18 protein-coding genes are annotated in these 16,976 nt (G+C 71.7%); 7 read left to right on the forward strand and 11 right to left on the reverse strand.

Features of this window, described 5'->3' with window-relative positions; all coding sequences use genetic code 11:
• Positions 1-14 precede the first annotated feature (14 nt).
• The 5 genes from DKT68_RS03480 to DKT68_RS03500 all read right to left on the reverse strand — a co-directional run bounded on the left by DKT68_RS03480 (position 15) and on the right by DKT68_RS03500 (position 6,154).
• Positions 15-2,258, reverse strand: coding sequence for a penicillin acylase family protein (locus DKT68_RS03480; protein WP_201748883.1), 2,244 nt, complete (start codon positions 2,256-2,258; stop codon positions 15-17).
• 591 nt (positions 2,259-2,849) lie between these two features.
• Complete coding sequence (locus DKT68_RS03485; protein ID WP_109815986.1) at positions 2,850-3,410, reverse strand: NADPH-dependent FMN reductase; 561 nt, start codon at positions 3,408-3,410, stop codon at positions 2,850-2,852.
• 132 nt (positions 3,411-3,542) lie between these two features.
• Entirely contained in the window at positions 3,543-4,469 is a 927-nt protein-coding gene (locus DKT68_RS03490; RefSeq protein ID WP_109815987.1) for a 5'-3' exonuclease, read from the reverse strand.
• Positions 4,470-4,527: 58 nt separating this feature from the next.
• Entirely contained in the window at positions 4,528-4,755 is a 228-nt protein-coding gene (locus DKT68_RS03495; protein WP_109815988.1) for a hypothetical protein, read from the reverse strand.
• A 133-nt stretch (positions 4,756-4,888) separates the two neighbouring features.
• On the reverse strand, positions 4,889-6,154 hold the full coding sequence (locus DKT68_RS03500) for an MFS transporter (RefSeq protein ID WP_109815989.1): 1,266 nt from the start codon (positions 6,152-6,154) through the stop codon (positions 4,889-4,891).
• Positions 6,155-6,237: 83 nt separating this feature from the next.
• On the opposite strand from DKT68_RS03500, the gene DKT68_RS03505 reads away from it, so the two are divergent.
• The gene (locus DKT68_RS03505) at positions 6,238-7,119 is read left to right on the forward strand and encodes a winged helix-turn-helix transcriptional regulator (RefSeq protein ID WP_109815990.1); all 882 of its coding nucleotides are present in this window, start codon (positions 6,238-6,240) and stop codon (positions 7,117-7,119) included.
• A 75-nt stretch (positions 7,120-7,194) separates the two neighbouring features.
• Here DKT68_RS03505 and DKT68_RS03510 read toward each other — a convergent pair whose 3' ends face one another.
• Positions 7,195-8,565: a glycosyl hydrolase family 18 protein gene (locus DKT68_RS03510; RefSeq protein WP_109815991.1), complete on the reverse strand. Its 1,371-nt coding sequence runs from the start codon at positions 8,563-8,565 to the stop codon at positions 7,195-7,197.
• Positions 8,566-8,781: 216 nt separating this feature from the next.
• Between DKT68_RS03510 and DKT68_RS03515 the strand changes: the two genes are divergently transcribed.
• From DKT68_RS03515 to DKT68_RS03525, 3 genes are all read left to right on the forward strand, one after another.
• Positions 8,782-9,897: a M24 family metallopeptidase gene (locus DKT68_RS03515; protein ID WP_109815992.1), complete on the forward strand. Its 1,116-nt coding sequence runs from the start codon at positions 8,782-8,784 to the stop codon at positions 9,895-9,897.
• On the forward strand, positions 9,894-11,036 hold the full coding sequence (locus DKT68_RS03520; protein ID WP_109815993.1) for an acyl-CoA dehydrogenase family protein: 1,143 nt from the start codon (positions 9,894-9,896) through the stop codon (positions 11,034-11,036). Before DKT68_RS03515 ends, DKT68_RS03520 begins: the two co-directional genes overlap by 4 nt.
• A gap of 117 nt (positions 11,037-11,153) precedes the next feature.
• A complete protein-coding gene (locus DKT68_RS03525) occupies positions 11,154-11,660 on the forward strand; it encodes an Lrp/AsnC family transcriptional regulator (protein ID WP_109815994.1) in 507 nt (168 codons plus the stop codon).
• On the opposite strand, the gene DKT68_RS03530 is transcribed toward DKT68_RS03525, so the two are convergent.
• Positions 11,590-12,201 (reverse strand): histidine phosphatase family protein, encoded by a 612-nt coding sequence (locus DKT68_RS03530; RefSeq protein WP_109815995.1) that lies wholly within the window; start codon positions 12,199-12,201, stop codon positions 11,590-11,592. The two genes, DKT68_RS03525 and DKT68_RS03530, sit on opposite strands and share 71 nt — an antisense overlap.
• A 234-nt stretch (positions 12,202-12,435) precedes the next feature.
• Here DKT68_RS03530 and DKT68_RS03535 point away from each other — a divergent pair, with 234 nt between their 5' ends.
• Complete coding sequence (locus DKT68_RS03535; RefSeq protein WP_109815996.1) at positions 12,436-12,630, forward strand: CsbD family protein; 195 nt, start codon at positions 12,436-12,438, stop codon at positions 12,628-12,630.
• 73 nt (positions 12,631-12,703) lie between these two features.
• Entirely contained in the window at positions 12,704-13,045 is a 342-nt protein-coding gene (locus DKT68_RS03540; protein ID WP_109815997.1) for a YnfA family protein, read from the forward strand.
• Positions 13,046-13,084: 39 nt separating this feature from the next.
• Here DKT68_RS03540 and DKT68_RS03545 read toward each other — a convergent pair whose 3' ends face one another.
• The 3 genes from DKT68_RS03545 to DKT68_RS03555 all read right to left on the reverse strand — a co-directional run bounded on the left by DKT68_RS03545 (position 13,085) and on the right by DKT68_RS03555 (position 15,656).
• A complete protein-coding gene (locus DKT68_RS03545; RefSeq protein ID WP_109815998.1) occupies positions 13,085-14,113 on the reverse strand; it encodes an aldo/keto reductase in 1,029 nt (342 codons plus the stop codon).
• An 83-nt stretch (positions 14,114-14,196) separates the two neighbouring features.
• The gene (locus DKT68_RS03550; RefSeq protein WP_109815999.1) at positions 14,197-14,637 is read right to left on the reverse strand and encodes a nitroreductase/quinone reductase family protein; all 441 of its coding nucleotides are present in this window, start codon (positions 14,635-14,637) and stop codon (positions 14,197-14,199) included.
• A 113-nt stretch (positions 14,638-14,750) separates the two neighbouring features.
• Entirely contained in the window at positions 14,751-15,656 is a 906-nt protein-coding gene (locus DKT68_RS03555) for an AraC family transcriptional regulator (RefSeq protein WP_109816000.1), read from the reverse strand.
• A 386-nt stretch (positions 15,657-16,042) separates the two neighbouring features.
• Here DKT68_RS03555 and DKT68_RS03560 point away from each other — a divergent pair, with 386 nt between their 5' ends.
• On the forward strand, positions 16,043-16,705 hold the full coding sequence (locus DKT68_RS03560) for a polysaccharide deacetylase family protein (protein ID WP_109816003.1): 663 nt from the start codon (positions 16,043-16,045) through the stop codon (positions 16,703-16,705).
• A gap of 77 nt (positions 16,706-16,782) precedes the next feature.
• On the opposite strand, the gene DKT68_RS31085 is transcribed toward DKT68_RS03560, so the two are convergent.
• Positions 16,783-16,976, reverse strand: a 194-nt coding sequence (locus DKT68_RS31085) for a hypothetical protein (protein ID WP_201748884.1), incomplete at its 5' end; no start/stop codon positions are given.

Genomic DNA, 16,976 nt, shown 5'->3' on the forward strand with positions numbered 1-16,976 from the left:
CCCTCGGCGACCGGTCACCGGCCTGGCCGGTAGGTGCGCTCGACGTGGCCCCTGAGGTCCTCTGGGTGGAAGTAGACGGGCCGGAGGTTGCCGCTCGCGTAGCGTTCGACCTGGTCGTTGAAGTGCGGCGACTCCGGGTGCCCGCTCGCGCCGCCCGCCGTCACCGCCCAGGCGCGCAGCTTCGGCCCGAACTCCACGACCGCCACGAAGCTGTTGCCGCTGGTGCCGTAGTAGCGCTTTGTTCCCGGGTAGCGCCGCGCGCCGAACGAGGCGAGCGAACCCCACTGCGCGGACGTGAAGGGCACCGGATAGCTCGGCTTCGCGTCGTCGAACGTCTGGGTGATCGCGCCGTCGTTGCGCTGGAAGCGGTTGATCTCGCCCCAGGGCACCTGCCAGCTGCCGAAATCCTGCGTCAGCCGCTCCACGGCCGCTTCCAGCGCGGTGAGCCGCTGCGCATCGGTGGCGCGCTCGGCCAGGTAGTCCCACATCGACATGCCGGCGTCTCTGGCCGCCTGGGCGAGCGGCGCCCAGAGCGCCTCGCCCCAGAACACGGCGAGTGACGTCGCGGTCGACTGCGCGCCCCAGCGGTAGTCCCACCGGCGGAGGAGGCCGATCGGGTCGGCGAGCGCCCCCTTCTGCTGGTTGCCCTCGGGCAGTTTGTCCCACGCCCCGACCAGGCCGGGCACGAGCCGGGCGAAGGCGGTGAGGTAGGTGTCGAAGGCAGCCGCGATCAGCGTCTGCGGGGTGAAGTCGTTCCGCGCGCTCAGCACCCGGATCGCCTGCGGCCCGCGAGGGTTCTCGCCGGCCTGGTCGAAGTAGCGCGGATAGTCGGCGGCGTGGGGGCTGTCCGCGCCGGCCGCCGTCCAGGGCCAGTTGTTCGTGTTGAACGCCCAGCCGTTCTTCGGGTTCACCGCCTGCGGGAGGCTCCGGAGGCTGTGCAGCCGCCGCCAGTCGGTCGCCGGGTCGCTGCCGTCGACAGGCTTGCGGTAGTCGAAGCGATCGTCGCGGACCGGCATGAACTGCGGCACCAGGAAGGCGATCTCACCCTTGGAGTCCGCGAAGAGGGTGTTGTTCGAGCTGTTGGCCTTGAGGCCCGCCACCTGGATGAAGTCGGCGTAGTCCCGCGTCTTGGTACGCAGGAAGCTCTGCTGCAGGGCCTCGACGGGCTTGTTCATCAACGCGAACGCGATCCACTTGCCGTCGGCCTCCCGGACGATCGGGCCGTGGTGCGTGGCGTAGGTGGTGAAGCTGCGCCGAGCCCGCCCGCCATCCGCCGTCCGGTACGAGAGCGTGATCGTCTTCGTCGTCACCGGTCGCAGGGCGTCGCCGTAGCGGTAGCGGTGTCGACCATCCGCCCCGGTCACGATCGTCTCGGCGAACTCGTCGACGTTGTCGACGCCGCTGGACGTGTGCATCCAGCCGGTGTTCGGGTTGAAGCCCTGGTAGATGAAGAACTGCCCCCAGGTGGCGGCGCCGTAGGCGTTGAGCCCCTCCCGGCTCGTCACGTGCTGCTCGGAGCGGAAGAAGAAGCTGGTGTGCGGGTTGATCAGCAGCAGGGCGTGGCCGTCGCGCGTGTGGCTGGGCGCGATCGCCATGCCGTTCGAGCCGCGGGGCTCGCGGAACAGGAGCCCGCGCTCCTCGTCGGTCATCGGCACCGTCCGCTTGCTGTAGAACGCCTCGAGCTGGGTGAGCGGCACCCGCTCGATGTCGCCACCGATGCTGCCCTCGGAGAAGCTCAGCGGCATCCACGGCTCGAACCGTGTGATCACACGGGGCCGCACCTCGGGGTGGGTCGCGAGGTAGTAGTTCAGCCCGTCGGCCCAGGCCTGCATCAGCTTGCGCAGCCACGACGGGCTGTGCGCGTACTCCCGCTTCAGATCGCCCGGGTCGACGTAGAGCCGCTGGCGCAGGTCCTGCCAGATCGCGCTCTCGCCCTCGGCCTCGGCGAGGCGGCCGAGACTCACCAGGTAGTTTCTCTCGACCCGGTTGAAGTCGTCCTCGGCCTGGGCGTACATCATCCCGAACACCGCGTCGGCGTCGGTCGTGCCCACCACGTGCGGGATGCCCCAGTCGTCGCGGGTGATCGTCACGCGCGACGCCTGCCTGCGCCAGCGGGCGACGTCGGGCGTCGTCCGCGGGGGAGCGGCGACGGCGCCGGACGGCAGGCCCGCCGCGACGGCCGCGGCTCCGGCGGCCAGTCCGGCTGCTCCGCCCAGCATGCGGCGCCGGCTCAGCCCTTCGTTCTGCGGGTGGTTCATGGGGGTGGTCCACCTTTCTCGGGGGTCAGGGAGGTGCCGGGTGTCCACTCAGCGCGGTGGGGCGCGCTCGGTGGGCGCGCCACCGGCGTGGGGTGGCGCCACGGGCAGATCCGGGCCCTCGGGCCGGCGGACCGTCGCGCGTCGCGGTTGTCGACGGGCGTGGCCGTACCACGGTGATCGGGGGAGGAAGCCTGGGGTCCCGGGCCGCCGCGCTCCGCGCGCCGAGAGGAGGGCCGCCACCGGCAGCGCCGTGGCGGCGGCCGCCAGCCGTACCCTGGCGCGTCGGTGCGATGGACGCGTCACGGATTCCGGGCACTCGTCGGTTGGTCCCCACCGGACAGACATGGTCGTGGCGCGGGCCACCCATGTGCTCGTCTGGTTGGCAGCGGCGGCGCGGCACGACGGTCGGTCGGTGGCGGGGCGGCGGCCGTTCGGTCAGGGTACGGCAACGATCATCGCCGCCTCCCGGGTCACTTGGTGATCAACCTGCTCCAAGATGCCTACCACTCGCTCTGACCGCGGGGCAATGGAAAGGGTGCGACTATTTCCGTCGGTCCACGCCCCGTTCTCTCCCTTCCCCGTCTCGGACGATCACCTGGCACGGAGCGGCGCGAGGGCCTTGCTCCAGGTCACGACCTGGTCGAAGGTGGCGTTCAGCGCATCGCGCTGGAAGTCGTTGGGCGCGAAGACGCTGAAGTTCTCGAAGTCGGTGAACAGCGACAGCGCCACCTGGGACCGCACGTCGGCCATCTGGAGTTCGGCGGAGATGAGCCGCAGGTGCTCGACCGCCCGCGCGCCGCCCACCGAGCCGTAGCTGACGAACCCGATGGCCTTGTTGTTCCACTCGGCGTAGAGGAAGTCGATGGCGTTCTTGAGGGCGCCGGAGGTCGAGTGGTTGTACTCCGGCGTCACCATGATGAAGCCGTCGAAGGAAGCGATCTTGCTCGCCCACTCGATCGTGTGCGTCTGCTGGTACTGACCCATCGACGGCGGGTACACCTCGTCCAAATGGGGCAGCTTGTAGTCGAGCAGGTCGACGAGTTCGAACTCGGCATCCGTGCGCTGACTGGCTGCCTCGTACACCCACTGGCCGACAGCCGCGCCGTTACGTCCCGGCCGGGTGCTGCCGATGATGATTCCGATCCTGGTCATGCTCGCTCCTCCTGCACTCACTGGCTACCGTCACATCGCAGCCGACAGCGGCCGCACAGGGGGCCCAACCGCGTTAATTCGGATGAGGAGACGGTCGCGATCCCTCGATCGCGGCAGTGCGCTGCCGGTGGGTCAGGCGTCGGCGCGGAGGGCGAGGGCGTCCACCAGGCGGCGGGCGGAGCCGGCCAGGTTCCACGTCGCGGCCAGCTCGAGCAGCCGGTCCGGGTCGGCGGGTGCGGTCGGCAGTGCGGTGGGCAGCTCCGGCAGCGGCACGTCCAGCGCGACCCGGACCACCGTCGGCGCGACGGCCAGGTAGTCACGGGCGGCGGCCAGCTTGGCCCGCAGGCCCGGTGCGAAGGACGAGTCCGAGTCGTCCAGGGCGGCCAGGATGCCGGCGATGCTGCCGTACCGCTCGATGAGCCGCGCCGCCGTCTTCTCGCCGACGCCCGGCACCCCGGGCAGCCCGTCGCTGGGGTCGCCGCGCAGCGCGGCGAAGTCGGCGTACCGGTCGGCCGGCACGCCGTAGCGGGCCCGCACCGCGGCGTCGTCGCAGTCGTCGAGCTTGGCCACCCCGCGTCCCACGTAGAGCAGCCGGACCGGCCGGGCGTCGTCGACGAGCTGGAACAGGTCCCGGTCGCCGGAGACCACCTCCACCGGGCCCGGCTGCGTCACCGACAGCGTGCCCAGCACGTCGTCGGCCTCGTAGCCGGTCGCGCCAACGACGGTGATGCCGACGGCGGCCAGCACCTCCAGGATCTTCGGCACCTGCGGGGACAGCGTGTCCGGCACGACCTCGCCGCCCTGCGGCGCCACCCGGTGCGCCTTGTACGACGGCAGCAGCTCGACCCGCCAGGCCGGGCGCCAGTCGTAGTCCATCGCGCAGACCATGCGGTCGGCGCCCCGCCCGCGAATCAGGGTGGCGAGCATGTCGAGGAAGCCGCGCACCGCGTTGACCGGGGTGCCGTCCTCGGCCCGGGCGGCGGATTCCGGAATGCCGAAGTATGCCCGGAAGTAGAGGCTGGGTGCGTCGATCAGCAGGATCGGGGATCGGTGTGCCACGCCCGACAGCCTGGCACAGCCCTCCGACGATCAGTGGTACGCCCGGCCGCCGGAGGCCTCAGCGCCGCTCGTCGCGCCGGTAGACGGTCTCCCGCCGGGCCAGGTGCTGCACCACGTAGCTGGCCACCAGCAGCAGGATCGCGACGAGCACCTCGACCCAGGCCGCGACACCGTCGGCCACGGTGAGACCGATGATCAGCAGGACCAGGCCGGCGAGCGCGAGGACCCCGGCCCACAGCTGCCGGCGGCGGCGTGTCGCCGCCCGGTCCGCCCCGTTCGCTGCCACGTCGGTCCCTCCGGTCGCGGCGCCCGTCCGGGCGCTCCGCTCCAGGCTATGACCCGCGGAGTCGCCCGATCCGGAAAACGGCGACCCGGGTGCAGGGGGCGGCGGTCCATCCGCTGGGCGCCCGACCACGCGATCACCGGCTGGTGGTCAGCACCCCGGAGCGCTGCGCGTCGTCCCGGTCGTGGTCGGTGAGGTCCCGCAGGTGCCGGACGGGGGAGAGCAGCAGCACCAGCGGCGCGCACACCACGGCGGCCGCGAAGACGAACAGGGTGGTCCGGGCGCCGAGCGGGCCGGCCAGCGCGCCGGCGACCAGCCCGCCAACCGGGATCGCGCCCCAGGAGACGAACCGGACGGTCGCCATCACCCGGGAGAGCAGGGCGGGCGGGCTGGCGATCTGCCGGTAGGTCCGGGTGGTCACGCTGAGCACCACCGTGCCGAGGGAGAAGACCACGTTGCCGGCGGCGAAGGCGGCGTACGCGGGCCAGCCGGTGCCCCAGGGGATCAGGAACGCCCCGGCGACCGTGGTGAACCCGGCGGCGATCAGCGCGCGGGCCGTACCCATCCGTGCGGTGATCCGCGACGTGAGCGCCGCTCCGACCAGCGCACCGACTCCCTCGACGGCGAGCAGCACCCCGACCAGGCCGACCGGGGCGTGCAGCTCGCGGACCAGGTAGAGCGGGTACAGCGCGAACTGGGCGCCGCAGACGACGTTCATCGCCGTCGCGGCCCACATGCCCGGCGCCATCACGGGGTGGTGCGCGACGAAACGCCAACCCTCGCGGATCAGCTCGCCGACCGGGGGCCAGCGGTCCGGAGCGTCGTCGCGGCGGGCGGGCAGGGTGCGTAGCAGCGCGGCCGAGACGAGGTAGCTGGCCGAGTCGACGAGCAGCGTGGGCACCGCGCCGAGTGCCTGCACGGCGAGCCCGCCGAGTGAGGGGCCGCTCAGCAGGGTGGCCGCGTGGGTGGCGGAGGTCAGGCTGTTGCGCGACTGCAACTGCTCACGGTCCACGATGCTGGGTAGGAAGGTCGAGTTGGCCACGTCGAAGATCACGTTGGCGAAGCTGACCACGAGCGCGGTGACGACCAGGTGGGCGACGGTGAGGTGGCCCCACCACCAGGCCAGCGGGATGGACGCGACGGCGACGGCGCGGGCGAGGTCGGCGCCGATCTGGGCGCCGCGCAGCGGCAGCCGCTGCACGATGACGCCGGCGGGTAGACCGATCACGATCCACGCGACGTAGCTGGCGGCGGCGATCAGGCCCATCTGGAACGCGGTGGCGTCGAGCACGGTGAGCGCGGTCAGCGGCAGGGCCACCGCGCCGACCGCCGACCCGACCATGCTGGTCGTGCCGGCGGTCCACCATCGCCAGAACACTCCGGCTCGTTCTCCGACGTGCACGTCGTCAGCCCCCGTTCGATCGAACCGGTGAGTTCCAATCTGGAACGGACTATAGTCGAGGACGGGACGAACGGGGGTGACGGGTGCGGCGGGAGGATCTTGCCGACGCGGACTGCGGCATCGCGCAGGCGCTCGGGGTGCTGGGGGACTGGTGGACGTTCCTCATCGTGCGCGACGTCGCCGGCGGGACGACCCGCTTCGACGCACTCCAGCGCGAGCTGGGCGTCAGCCGGCGGGCGCTCACCGAACGTCTCACCGCGCTGGTCGAGCACGGCGTGCTGGAGCGCCGGCCCTACTCCCGACACCCGCCGCGCCACGACTACCTGCTCACCGCGAAGGGTGAGGGGCTGCTGCCCGTGCTGGTCGCGTTGCAGGACTGGGGGACGAGACACCTGATGGGTGATGGTGAGCTGACCGCGACCGCCGACGCCGCCTCGGCAGAGTCCCGCCGGGTGCACGACCTGATCGGGCGGCGACTGCCGCAGGTCGTCCTGCCCGGGGCGGACGGCCGCCCGGTCGCGCTGACGGACGGCGACGCCTGGAGCGTCATCTACTTCTTCCCCGGGGCGTACGCGCCGGGCACGCACGGCTACCCGCCGGGCTGGGCGGACATCCCCGGCGCCCGGGGCTGCACCCTGGAGTCGACCACCTACGCCGACCGGTACCCCAGGTTCCGGGACGCGGGGGCGCAGGTGTGGGGAGTCAGCGCCCAGCGGCCGGACCAGCTCGCCGACTTCTCCGCGGACGCCCGGCTGCCGTTCCCGCTGCTGTCCGACCAGGACGGCCGGCTCGCCGCGGGCCTGCTGCTGCCCACCTTCCGCGCCGGCGGGGTCACCCGGTTCAAGCGGCTGACGCTGCTGGTCGACCCGCAGGCGGTGGTACGCGCGGTGCAGTTCCCGGTCACCGACCCGGCCGGCTCGGTGGACGAGATGCTCGACCTGGTACGCGCGCACCGTCCCGCCTGATCGGCGCACCCGCGCCCATGTGCGGAAGGGCTCCCCGCGCCACCGCGGGGAGCCCTTCCGGAGTCACGCCGTCCGTCAGGCCGGGAGGGTCCAGCGCTGGTTGGCGCCGGCGAAGCAGTCCCAGATCTGCAGCCGGGTGCCGTCGGCGGAGCTGTTGTCGCTGGCGTCCAGGCACTTGTTCGACTGCGGGTTGCGCAGCGTGCCGTTGGACTGGGCCTGCCAGACCTGGGCGCCGCTGCCGTTGCAGTCCCAGAGCTGGACCTTGGCGCCGTTGGCGGTGGAGCCGCTGGCGATGTCGGCGCACTTGCCGAGGGCGCGCAGCGTGCCGTTGCTGGCCACGGTCCAGCTCTGTGCGTTGCTGCCGTTGCAGCCCCACAGTTGCACGGCCGTGCCGTTGGCGCTGCTCGCCGAGGCCACGTCCACGCACTTGCCGCCGATCCCGGTGATCGGGCCGGTGCGGCCGCTCGGCGGCGGCGTGGTGCCGCCCATGATGGTGTCGTACATGGCGCTGACCAGCGAGGTCGAGCCGGTGGTGTCCTGCGACAGCTCCCAGTTCATCACTCCGCCGGCGTTGGCCAGGGCCCACTGCGTCTTGCGCTTCACCGTCGGGATGCCGTTGTAGCACTGCTGCGCGCCGCCGACGGTGGTGCAGTCCCGGTTGGCGTTGGCCGGGTCCATTCCGACCAGCGCCGAGTAGGTGTAGTAGCCGGGGCGGCTGTAGAACGGGATACCGAGGACGGCCTTGCTGGCCGGCAGGCCGCGGGACTTCCACAGGTTGACGCTGGCGATCGACCAGTCGTAGTTGGCGTGCGGGCTGCCGCCGTCGTACGCCATGATGTTGAGCCAGTCGACCTGGTTGAACACGGCGGTCTGCACGCCCTCGACGCTGCCGCCCTCGGAGACCACGGCGGCGGTGAGCAGCTTGCCGCGGCTGTGCATCGCGCTGCCGAGCTGGGTCATGAGCTGGGTGTAGTTGTTCGCCGAGGCGCCCGGGTCCGGGTACTCCCAGTCCATGTCGACGCCGTCCAGGTTGTACTGGTTGACGAAGTTGACCAGGTTGTTGACGAAGGCGGTCCGGCTGCCGGCGTTGGCCGCGAGGGCCTCGAAGGCGGAGTCGTTGCCGTCGTTCCAGCCACCGACCGCGATCGACACCCTCACGTTGTTGGCGTGCCCGAGCGAGACCAGCGAGGAGAGCTTGCTCGGGTTCTCCACCGGGCGCAGGCTGCCGTCGTTGTTGGGCAGCACGAAGGCGTAGTTGATGTGGGTCAGCTTGTTGTACTGGACGGTGTTGACGTTGCCGGCCCAGGAGGGCATGTAGCCGACGCTCTTGAAGTTGTTGGGCAGCACCACGGCCTGCGCGGCGGTGGGGACGAGGGTGAGAGTGGCGCTGGCCGTGGCGAGCGCGAGCAGGCCGGCGGCGAGGGCGCGGCGCAGTGGTGAGGACATCGGGGGCCTTCCCGTGGGCGGGGGACGACAGCCGCCCGCGCAGGGTGGTCGCGGGCGGTCGGTGCGGGACGCAGGAACGGGTGGGCCTCGAGGCAGCCAAATCTTAAAGAGTGTTAACTGTCCGCGTCAATCAACGTCGGTGTATTTCCCCGCGGCCTTCCCTCGCGGGGGCGCGCCGGCTCCCTGGGAAGCCCAAACGACCGTTAAGCTGACCGGGTGGGAACTGAGGAGCTCTACCCGCCGCACCGGCTGACCGCCGCGCAGCGCGCCATCGCCGCTGCCGGCCTCGACGCCGTGCTGCTCACCCCCGGCTCCGACCTGCGCTACCTCACCGGCTACGACGCCCACGCCGGTGAGCGGCTCACCTGCCTGGTGCTGCCCGCCGAGGGCGCGCCGACGCTGATCGTGCCGAGGCTGGAGCGACCGGCCGCGGAGGCGTCCCCGGCGCCCGCCACCGGGGTGCGCATCGTCGACCACGCCGACGGCTCCGACCCGTACCCCCTGGTCGTGGCCGCCCTCGACGGCCCGCCCGCGACGGTCGGTGTGTCCGACCGGATGTGGGCCGAGCAGGTCCTCGCGCTGCGGGCCGCGCTGCCCGGCGCGGCGCAGCGGCTCGCCGGCGAGGTGCTGCGCGAGCTGCGGATCCGCAAGTCCCCGGCGGAGGTCGCGGCCCTCGCCGAGGCCGGCGCGGCGATCGACGACGTGCACCTGCGGATGGGGGAGTGGCTGCGCCCCGGGCGAACCGAGGCCGAGGTGGCCGCCGACATCGCCGCGGCGATCCGGGCGGCCGGGCACGTCAGCGTGGACTTCGTCATCGTGGCCGCCGGGCCGAACGGGGCCAGCCCGCACCACGGCACCTCGGACCGGCCGATCGGCGCCGGTGAGCCTGTCGTGGTGGACATCGGCGGCACCATGCCGTCCGGCTACCGCTCGGACTGCACCCGCACCTACGTCGCCGGCGGGCCGGCTCCGGCCGAGTTCCTGGACTACTACGCGGTGCTGCACGACGCCCAGCGCGCCGCCGTGGCGGCGGTGCGGCCCGGGATCACCGGCGAGGCTGCCGACGCCGCGGCGCGGGAGCCGATCGCCGCCGCCGGCTACGGCCCCGCGTTCCTGCACCGCACCGGCCACGGCATCGGGCTGGACGGTCACGAGGAGCCCTACCTGGTGGCCGGCAACGACCGGCCGCTGGAGCCCGGCATGGCCTTCTCCATCGAACCGGGCATCTACCTGGCGGGCCGTCACGGCGCCCGCATCGAGGACATCGTCGTCTGCACCACGGACGGCGTGCAGCGGCTCAACACCACCCCCACGGAGCTCATCGCACTATGACTGTCGACCGGATCCTCCCCACCGACGAGGCCCACGACCTGCTGGACCTCGCCACCGAACTCGCCGACCGCGAGCTCGCGCCGAAGGCCGCCGGCTTCGAGGAGCGCGCCGAGTTCCCCCGCGAGGTGCTGCGCACCCTCGGCCGCGCCGGCCTGCTCGGCCTGCCCTACCCGGAGGAGCACGGCGGCGCGGCCCAGCCGTACGAGGTGTACCTCCAGGTGCTGGAGATCCTGGCCAGCCGCTGGCTCGCGGTCGCCGAGGCGGTCAGCGTGCACACCCTGTCCTGCTACCCGGTGGCCGCGTTCGGCAGCGACGAGCAGCGCAAGCTCCTGCCGGACATGCTCGGCGGCGAGTTGCTCGGCGCGTACTGCCTCTCCGAGCCGCAGGGCGGCTCCGACGCGGCGGCTCTGAGCACCCGGGCGGTCCGCGACGGCGACGCGTACGTCGTCTCCGGCACGAAGGCGTGGATCACCCATGCCCGGACCGCCGACTTCTACAACGTCTTCTGCCGCACCGGCGGGCCCGGCCCGAAGGGCATCTCCTGCCTGCTCGCCGACGCGGGCACCGCCGGCATCAACCCACAGGCGGCGGAGCGCACGATGGGGCTGCGCGCCTCGCCGGTGGCGCAGATCGCCTTCGACGACGCGCGGGTGCCGGCCGACCGGCTGATCGGCGGCGAGGGGGAGGGCTTCACCATCGCGATGTCCGCGCTGGACTCGGGCCGGCTGGGCATCTCGGCCTGCGCGGTCGGGCTCGCCCAGGCCGCGCTGGACTACGCGGTCGGGTACGCCCGGGAGCGGCAGCAGTTCGGCCGCGCGATCGTCGACTTCCAGGGGCTCGGCTTCATGCTCGCCGACGCGGCCACCCAGATTTCCGCCGCCCGCGCGCTGACCCTCGCGGCGGCCCGGCTGCGCGACGCCGGGCGTCCGTACTCGATCGAGGCGGCCAAGGCGAAGCTCTTCGCCACCGACATGGCGATGCGGGTGACGACCGACGCGGTGCAGGTGCTCGGTGGCGCCGGCTACGTGGCCGACCACCCGGTGGAGCGGTACATGCGCGAGGCGAAGGTGTTGCAGATCGTGGAGGGCACCAACCAGATCCAGCGGCTGGTGATCTCCCGGGCTCTCGCCAGGGGCTGAGCACCGGGCGACGATACGTGGTGGCGCGGCTGCGGTGGGTCCACCGCGGCCCGCCGCCCGCGCGGTGCCGTGGGAGCGTCGTCGCCGTCAGGAGTTTTTCCCGGTAGGTTGCTCGCCGTGGAGGAGATCGACCGCGCCATCGTCGCAGCGCTGACCGCTGACGGCCGCCTGTCGTACACCGACCTGGCCGAGAGGGTGGGGTTGTCGGTGTCCGCCGTGCACCAGCGGGTGCGCCGGCTGGAGCAACGCGGGGTGATCAAGGGGTACGCCGCGCGGGTCTCCTTCGAGGCGCTGGACCTGCCGCTGACCGCGTTCGTGGCGATCCGCCCGTTCGACCCGTCACAACCCGACGACGCGCCGGACCGGTTGGCCCACCTGCCCGAGATCGACTCCTGCTACTCGGTGGCGGGGGAGGACTTCTACATGCTGCTGGTGCGGGTGGCCAGCCCCACCGACCTGGAGCGGGTGCTCCAGGAGATCCGCACGTCGGCGAACGTGACCACCCGGACGACGGTGGTGCTGTCCACCCCGTACGAGAACCGGCCGCCGAAGATCAGTGCCGCGCCACCGAGTCGGTCGCGGTCCCGGGTGCCGGAGGAGCCGGCTGGTTCCACCGCAGGATGACCTGCCGGCCGTGCTCGTGACCGAGCACGCTGACCGTGGCGGTGTCCAACCGCAGCAGGCCGCCGGCCGACGGGGGGAGGCCGATCCAGCGGGCGCCGAGCACCCGCAGGCTGTGCGCGTGGCCGACCAGTGCCACCGTGCCCCGGTCGAGCAGCGGCGTCACCCGGGTCAGCACCCGGTCGAGGCGCTCGCCGACCTGCGCGGGTGACTCACCGCCGGGGCAGCCGTCGGTCCAGATGTTCCAGTGCGGTTCGTCCTCGTGGATGTCGACCGTGGTGCGGCCCTCGTACTCGCCGTAGTTCCACTCGCTGAGGTCCTCGTCGACCGAGTCGACGGTGAGCCCGGCGAGCTGCGCGGTGCGCAGCGCCCGGGAGCGGGGGCTGGCCAGCACGGTGACGAAGCGCCGGCCGGCGAGAAACGCGGCGAGGGTGCGGGCCTGCCGCTCGCCGTCGGGGGTCAGCTCCAGATCGGTGTACGAGGTGTGCCGGCGGGTGGCGCTCCAGGTGGTCTCGCCGTGCCGGATCAGCAGGAGCTCTCCCATGCGGCCAGTTAACCATCGTGGGCTCGGCGGCACCCGGCGGGTGCCGATGCGGCGTCCGTCCGTTCACGCTGATCGACCCGCCTTCCTGGAGGTCGGGGCATCGAGGGGGCTGGGAGACCCGGCTGCTTACCTATCTTCCTAGGATGCCGTACGCGGTGTGCAGCCCTCGACAGACGTTTCGGCACCGGGCGGACGGGCAAGCGACCGGAACAGCCGCCAGACGGAGGAGGCGCGATGAGCTTCACCGAGAAGGCACGCAACAAGGTCGAGCAGGTGGCCGGCGCCGCGAAGGAGCGGATCGGCGACGCGACCGACAACGAGCCGATGCGTGGCGACGGCGCCAGCCAGCAGGGCAATGCCCGTGCCAAGCAGGCCGGGCAGAGCATGAAGGACGCCGGCAGCAAGATCAAGGACGCCTTCAACAAGTGACCTGACGGTCATCGGGTCCCCGGGCAGGTGCTGCCCGGGGACCCGACGCGTACGGGCCGCTAGGGTCGGCGGCGTGACGGTGCTTCGTTCGCTGGTGTTGTTCGCGCTGGCCGCGCTGGCCGAGATCGGTGGGGCGTGGCTGGTCTGGCAGGGCTGGCGGGAGCAGCGCGGCCTCTGGTGGATTGCCGCCGGGGTGGTCGCGCTGGGCGCGTACGGCTTCGTCGCCACGTTCCAGCCGGACGCGCACTTCGGCCGGATCCTGGCCGCGTACGGCGGGGTGTTCGTGGCGGGCTCGTTGGGCTGGGCGGTGCTGGTGGACGGTTTCCGGCCGGACCGGTGGGACCTGACGGGCGCGGCGCTCTGTCTGCTCGGCGTCGCCGTCATCATGTACGCGCCGCGCGGCGCTTCGGCCTAGCGTCGCCGCCATGCCGACGCGCCGCCACGCGGTCGTCGCTCAGCCGGCGGAACGCTCCGTGGCCGGCCGGCGGCGCAGGCCCACGCTCGAGATGGCCGGCGGTACGTAGGCGACGTCGTTGGGGCCGGCGTCGGTGCCGGGCGGAGCGATCTCGTCGATCCGGTCGAGGATGTCGTCGCTCAGGGTGACGTCGGCGCCGGCCAGCAGGTCGTCGAGCTGCGCCATGGTGCGCGGCCCGATGATCGCCGAGGTGACACCCGGGTGCGCGATCGCGAACGCCATCGCGAGATGGGTCATCGACAGGCCGGCCTGTTCGGCGAGCGGGACGAGCTGCTCCACCACGTCGAGCTTGCGCTCGTCGCTGAAGTGCTGCGGGGTGTGACCCGACCGGTGGCTGTCGAACTGCTGGCCCTTGCGGTACCGGCCGGTGAGCAGGCCCTGGCCCAGGGGGCTCCACACCAGCGTGCCCATCCCGTACCGCTGGCAGACCGGCAGCACCTCGCGTTCGATGCTCCGGTTGAGGATCGAATACGGCGGTTGCTCGGTGCGGAAGCGTTCGAGGCCGCGCCGTTCGGCGACCCACTGCGCTTCGACGATGTCCGAGGCGGGGAAGGACGAGGCGCCGATCGCGCGCACCTTGCCGCTGTGGACGAGGTCGGACAGGGCGGACAGCGTCTCCTCCACGTCGACGGACGGGTCGGGACGGTGGACCTGGTAGAGGTCGAGGTGGTCGGTCTGCAACCGGCGCAGGGAGTTCTCGACCGCCGTGACGATCCAGCGCCGCGAATTCCCGCGGTGGTTCGGGTCGTCGCCCATCGGGTAGTGCAGCTTGCTGGCGAGTACGACGTTGTCGCGGCGGCCCTTGAGCGCCTTTCCGACGATCACCTCGGATTCGCCGCCGGAGTACACGTCGGCGGTGTCGACGAAGTTGATTCCCGCGTCCAATGCCTTGTGGATGATGCGGATCGAGTCGTCGTGGTCGGGGTTTCCCATGGCGCCGAACATCATGGCGCCGAGGCAGTACGGGCTGACGTCGATTCCGGTGCGGCCCAGGTTGCGGTATTTCATGGTTGTCCCTTGGAGTGATTCGGTGATTGGTCGATCTCGTGCCGGACAGGAGCGGCGTGCGTGGCCGTCTTCTGAGGCGTGGACTATCCGGACCGCGTCGAGGACGCCCGCAGTTCCTCGTCGTCGAACACGATTTCGACGAGTGGGCTGCCCGCGAACCAGTCGTCGAACATCTGGCGCTGGCTGACCCGGGCAGCGATCTCGGGTCGGTTCTGCAGGTCGAGGACCGCGGTGATCACCCGCCGTCGTGTCGGCTCGTCGACCGGCACCGCGGTGGCGGGCAGGTCGGCGGTGACACCGTGCTTGAGATGCACGGTGAACCGTGGGTGGGCGCGTACGTTCGCGTACCAACTGCGGGGTCCGGGCATGCCGGTCAGGTACCAGCGACCGTCGACGCGGTGAAACCAGATTTCGATGCGGCGGGGGACGCCGGTGCGTGCGCCCAGTGTGGTGATGTCGATGGTGCGCTCGGCCGCGGACGACTCCGGTCCGATGGCGAGGGCTCGTGCGATGGCGTCGTCCACTTCACCGGCCTTTCCTGCTTGTGTTCCGGTGACTCCATGGAAGCATCGCGGTGGGGGTGGAACTAGCGAAATCGTGTCGTGTGGTTGCACGATCCTCTCCGCCGGAGTCGGTGTCAGGGGAGTGCGGCGCCGGTACTTCCAGATCCGGCGCGTATGCGCAGCGCGTCGATGCTGGGCGGAGCGCCGAAAAGGCGCCGGTATTCCCGGCTGAATTGGGACGGGCTGTCGTATCCGACGCGATGGGCGACGCGGGTGATCTCGTTGGGGCTGTTTGTCAGCAGTAGTCTCGCCGTCTGCAGCCGGATGTGCTTCTGGAACTGGATGGGGCTCATCGCCGTCACCGCCTGGAAGTTCCGGTGGAACGCGGAGACGCTCATTGCGGAGAGTTGTGCGACCTCCTCGACGCGGAACGGCCGGGTGTAGTTCTCCCGGATCCATTGGACGGCGCGGGCGATGTGGCTCAGGCTGCTGTCCGCGAGGCCGATCTGCCGAACGGCCTCACCTTGTTCGCCGGTCATCAACCGCCAGAGGATCTCGCGCTTGAACAGGGGGGCCAGTGTCCTGCGGTCCTGTGGCCGGTCGAGCAGGCGTAGCAGCCGCACGATGGCGTCGAGCAGCTCGTCCGGGGCGTTGCTGACCGCGATTCCGGGCCGTGCGGTGCCGGGGGATCGTGGCAGGTCGCCCGGCCCGGCCGACAGCAGCAGCTCCGCGATGGCGGCGGGGTCCAGGGTCATGCCGAAGCCGAGTGCGGGGTGGCCGGGGGCGGCTTCGATGACGTGGCCTGTCACCGGGAGGTCGACCGAGGCGACGAGGTACTGACCCGGGCCGTACTCGTAGACCTGGTCGCCGAGGGCGAGGCGCTTGCCGCCCCGGGCGATGACCGCCAGCACCTTGCCGGACATGGAGGACACCGGGGAGGCGGTGTGGTCGATCCGGCAGACGCGCACGCCTTCGATGGCGGTGGTCAGGTCGAGGCGCACATGCCGTTCCAACAGGTCGCGAAGCTCGTCCAGGGGCATGCCCAGAGTGCAGCACGAGACGTGCGGTGGCCGCTGGTCAGCGGCAGGATCGTGCAAGGACTCGCCAGTTTCGTGGCCGCGTCGGCCGGGCTTGGTGGAGAGCTGGGGGGCAACGGGTCGCCTTCACGTTTGCGATGATCACCGCCGTGATCCGACCTTGGCTTCGTCCGCTGCTCGGTGTTCTGGTCGCGGCGGCCGTCGTTGGCGCTGCGGCGTCCGCGTTCGCGCTCTCCGGGGGGCCGTCGCCGGACGCGCCCACCTTCGTCGGCCCGTCCATCGGGGCCGCCGTTGCGGCAGGGCCGTCGAGCAGCGGCAGGGCCAGCCCACAGGTACGTCCGCCGGCGACCACCGTTCCGGGAGCGACGCGGGCGGGGAGCCGGCCACCGGTGGTGGATCACGGCCCGCGTAGCGGCAACCGGGTCGCGTTGACGTTCGACGCGGACATGACCGACGGGATGCTGCGCAACCTGCGTGCCGGTCGGGTGACGTCCTACGCCAACCTGCGCATCATCGAGCTGCTGGAGCGGGAGCAGGTGCCGGCGACGTTCTTCCTGACCGGCAAGTGGGTGGAGCGGTATCCGGACCTCACCCGGCGGCTCGCGGACAATCCGCGTTTCGAGCTGGCCAATCACACCTACGGGCACCTGGCGTACACGGGCGACTGTTACGACCTGCCTCGGGTGCCCGCGAAGGGCATGACCGAGGACGCGGCGAAGACCTTTGAGGTGATCAAGCCGTACGGCGGCCGGCAGACCCGGTACTTCCGTTTTCCGGGCCTGTGTCACGACGCGGCGGCGCTGGCGGCACTCGCACCGCTCGGCGTGACGGTGGTCGACGGGGACGTGGTGAGCGGTGACCCCTTCGCCACCGCCTGGGAACCGCTGGTGCGGGCGGTGCTGGACAACGTACGCCCCGGGTCGGTCGTGATCATGCATGTGACCGAGGCGAACGCCCGGATGACCGACGAGGCGATGCCGCACATCCTGGCCGGGCTGCGCGAGCGGGGCCTGGTCCCGGCGTCGCTGTCGGAGGTGCTGGCCGGCGCCTGAGGGCCGGCCGGGTCGCCGGCACGATGTCGGCGAGCGTGCTGACTCGTCATATTGATGTCGCGGAGTCAGCACGCTCGTCAGTGGCCGACCGATGCCCTGGGGCGGCCGACGTGACGCCAGGGCCGTCGCTGGTCGGTCAGGAGCATCAGTATCAGCACGGCGGTGACGGTGCCGAGCTGCACGGTGGCGGGGAGGGTGACGCCAACGGGGATGGTGGCCAGCACCGCCAGCGCGGCGGTGGGCCGGCTGCGGGGGATGGGCAGGCGTAGGG

Origin of the sequence: Micromonospora acroterricola (assembly GCF_003172955.1) — a bacterium.
GTDB classification, from domain to species: Bacteria; Actinomycetota; Actinomycetes; order Mycobacteriales; family Micromonosporaceae; genus Micromonospora; species Micromonospora acroterricola.

Coding starts and splice junctions, on each gene's coding strand:
- DKT68_RS03545 (WP_109815998.1), bottom strand. CDS start 14,113: ATGAAATACCGCAACCTGGGCCGCACCGGAATCGACGTCAGCCCGTAC.
- DKT68_RS03535 (WP_109815996.1), top strand. CDS start 12,436: ATGAGCTTCACCGAGAAGGCACGCAACAAGGTCGAGCAGGTGGCCGGC.
- DKT68_RS03530 (WP_109815995.1), bottom strand. CDS start 12,201: ATGGGAGAGCTCCTGCTGATCCGGCACGGCGAGACCACCTGGAGCGCC.
- DKT68_RS03510 (WP_109815991.1), bottom strand. CDS start 8,565: ATGTCCTCACCACTGCGCCGCGCCCTCGCCGCCGGCCTGCTCGCGCTC.
- DKT68_RS03555 (WP_109816000.1), bottom strand. CDS start 15,656: ATGCCCCTGGACGAGCTTCGCGACCTGTTGGAACGGCATGTGCGCCTC.
- DKT68_RS03485 (WP_109815986.1), bottom strand. CDS start 3,410: ATGACCAGGATCGGAATCATCATCGGCAGCACCCGGCCGGGACGTAAC.
- DKT68_RS03520 (WP_109815993.1), top strand. CDS start 9,894: ATGACTGTCGACCGGATCCTCCCCACCGACGAGGCCCACGACCTGCTG.
- DKT68_RS03480 (WP_201748883.1), bottom strand. CDS start 2,258: ATGAACCACCCGCAGAACGAAGGGCTGAGCCGGCGCCGCATGCTGGGC.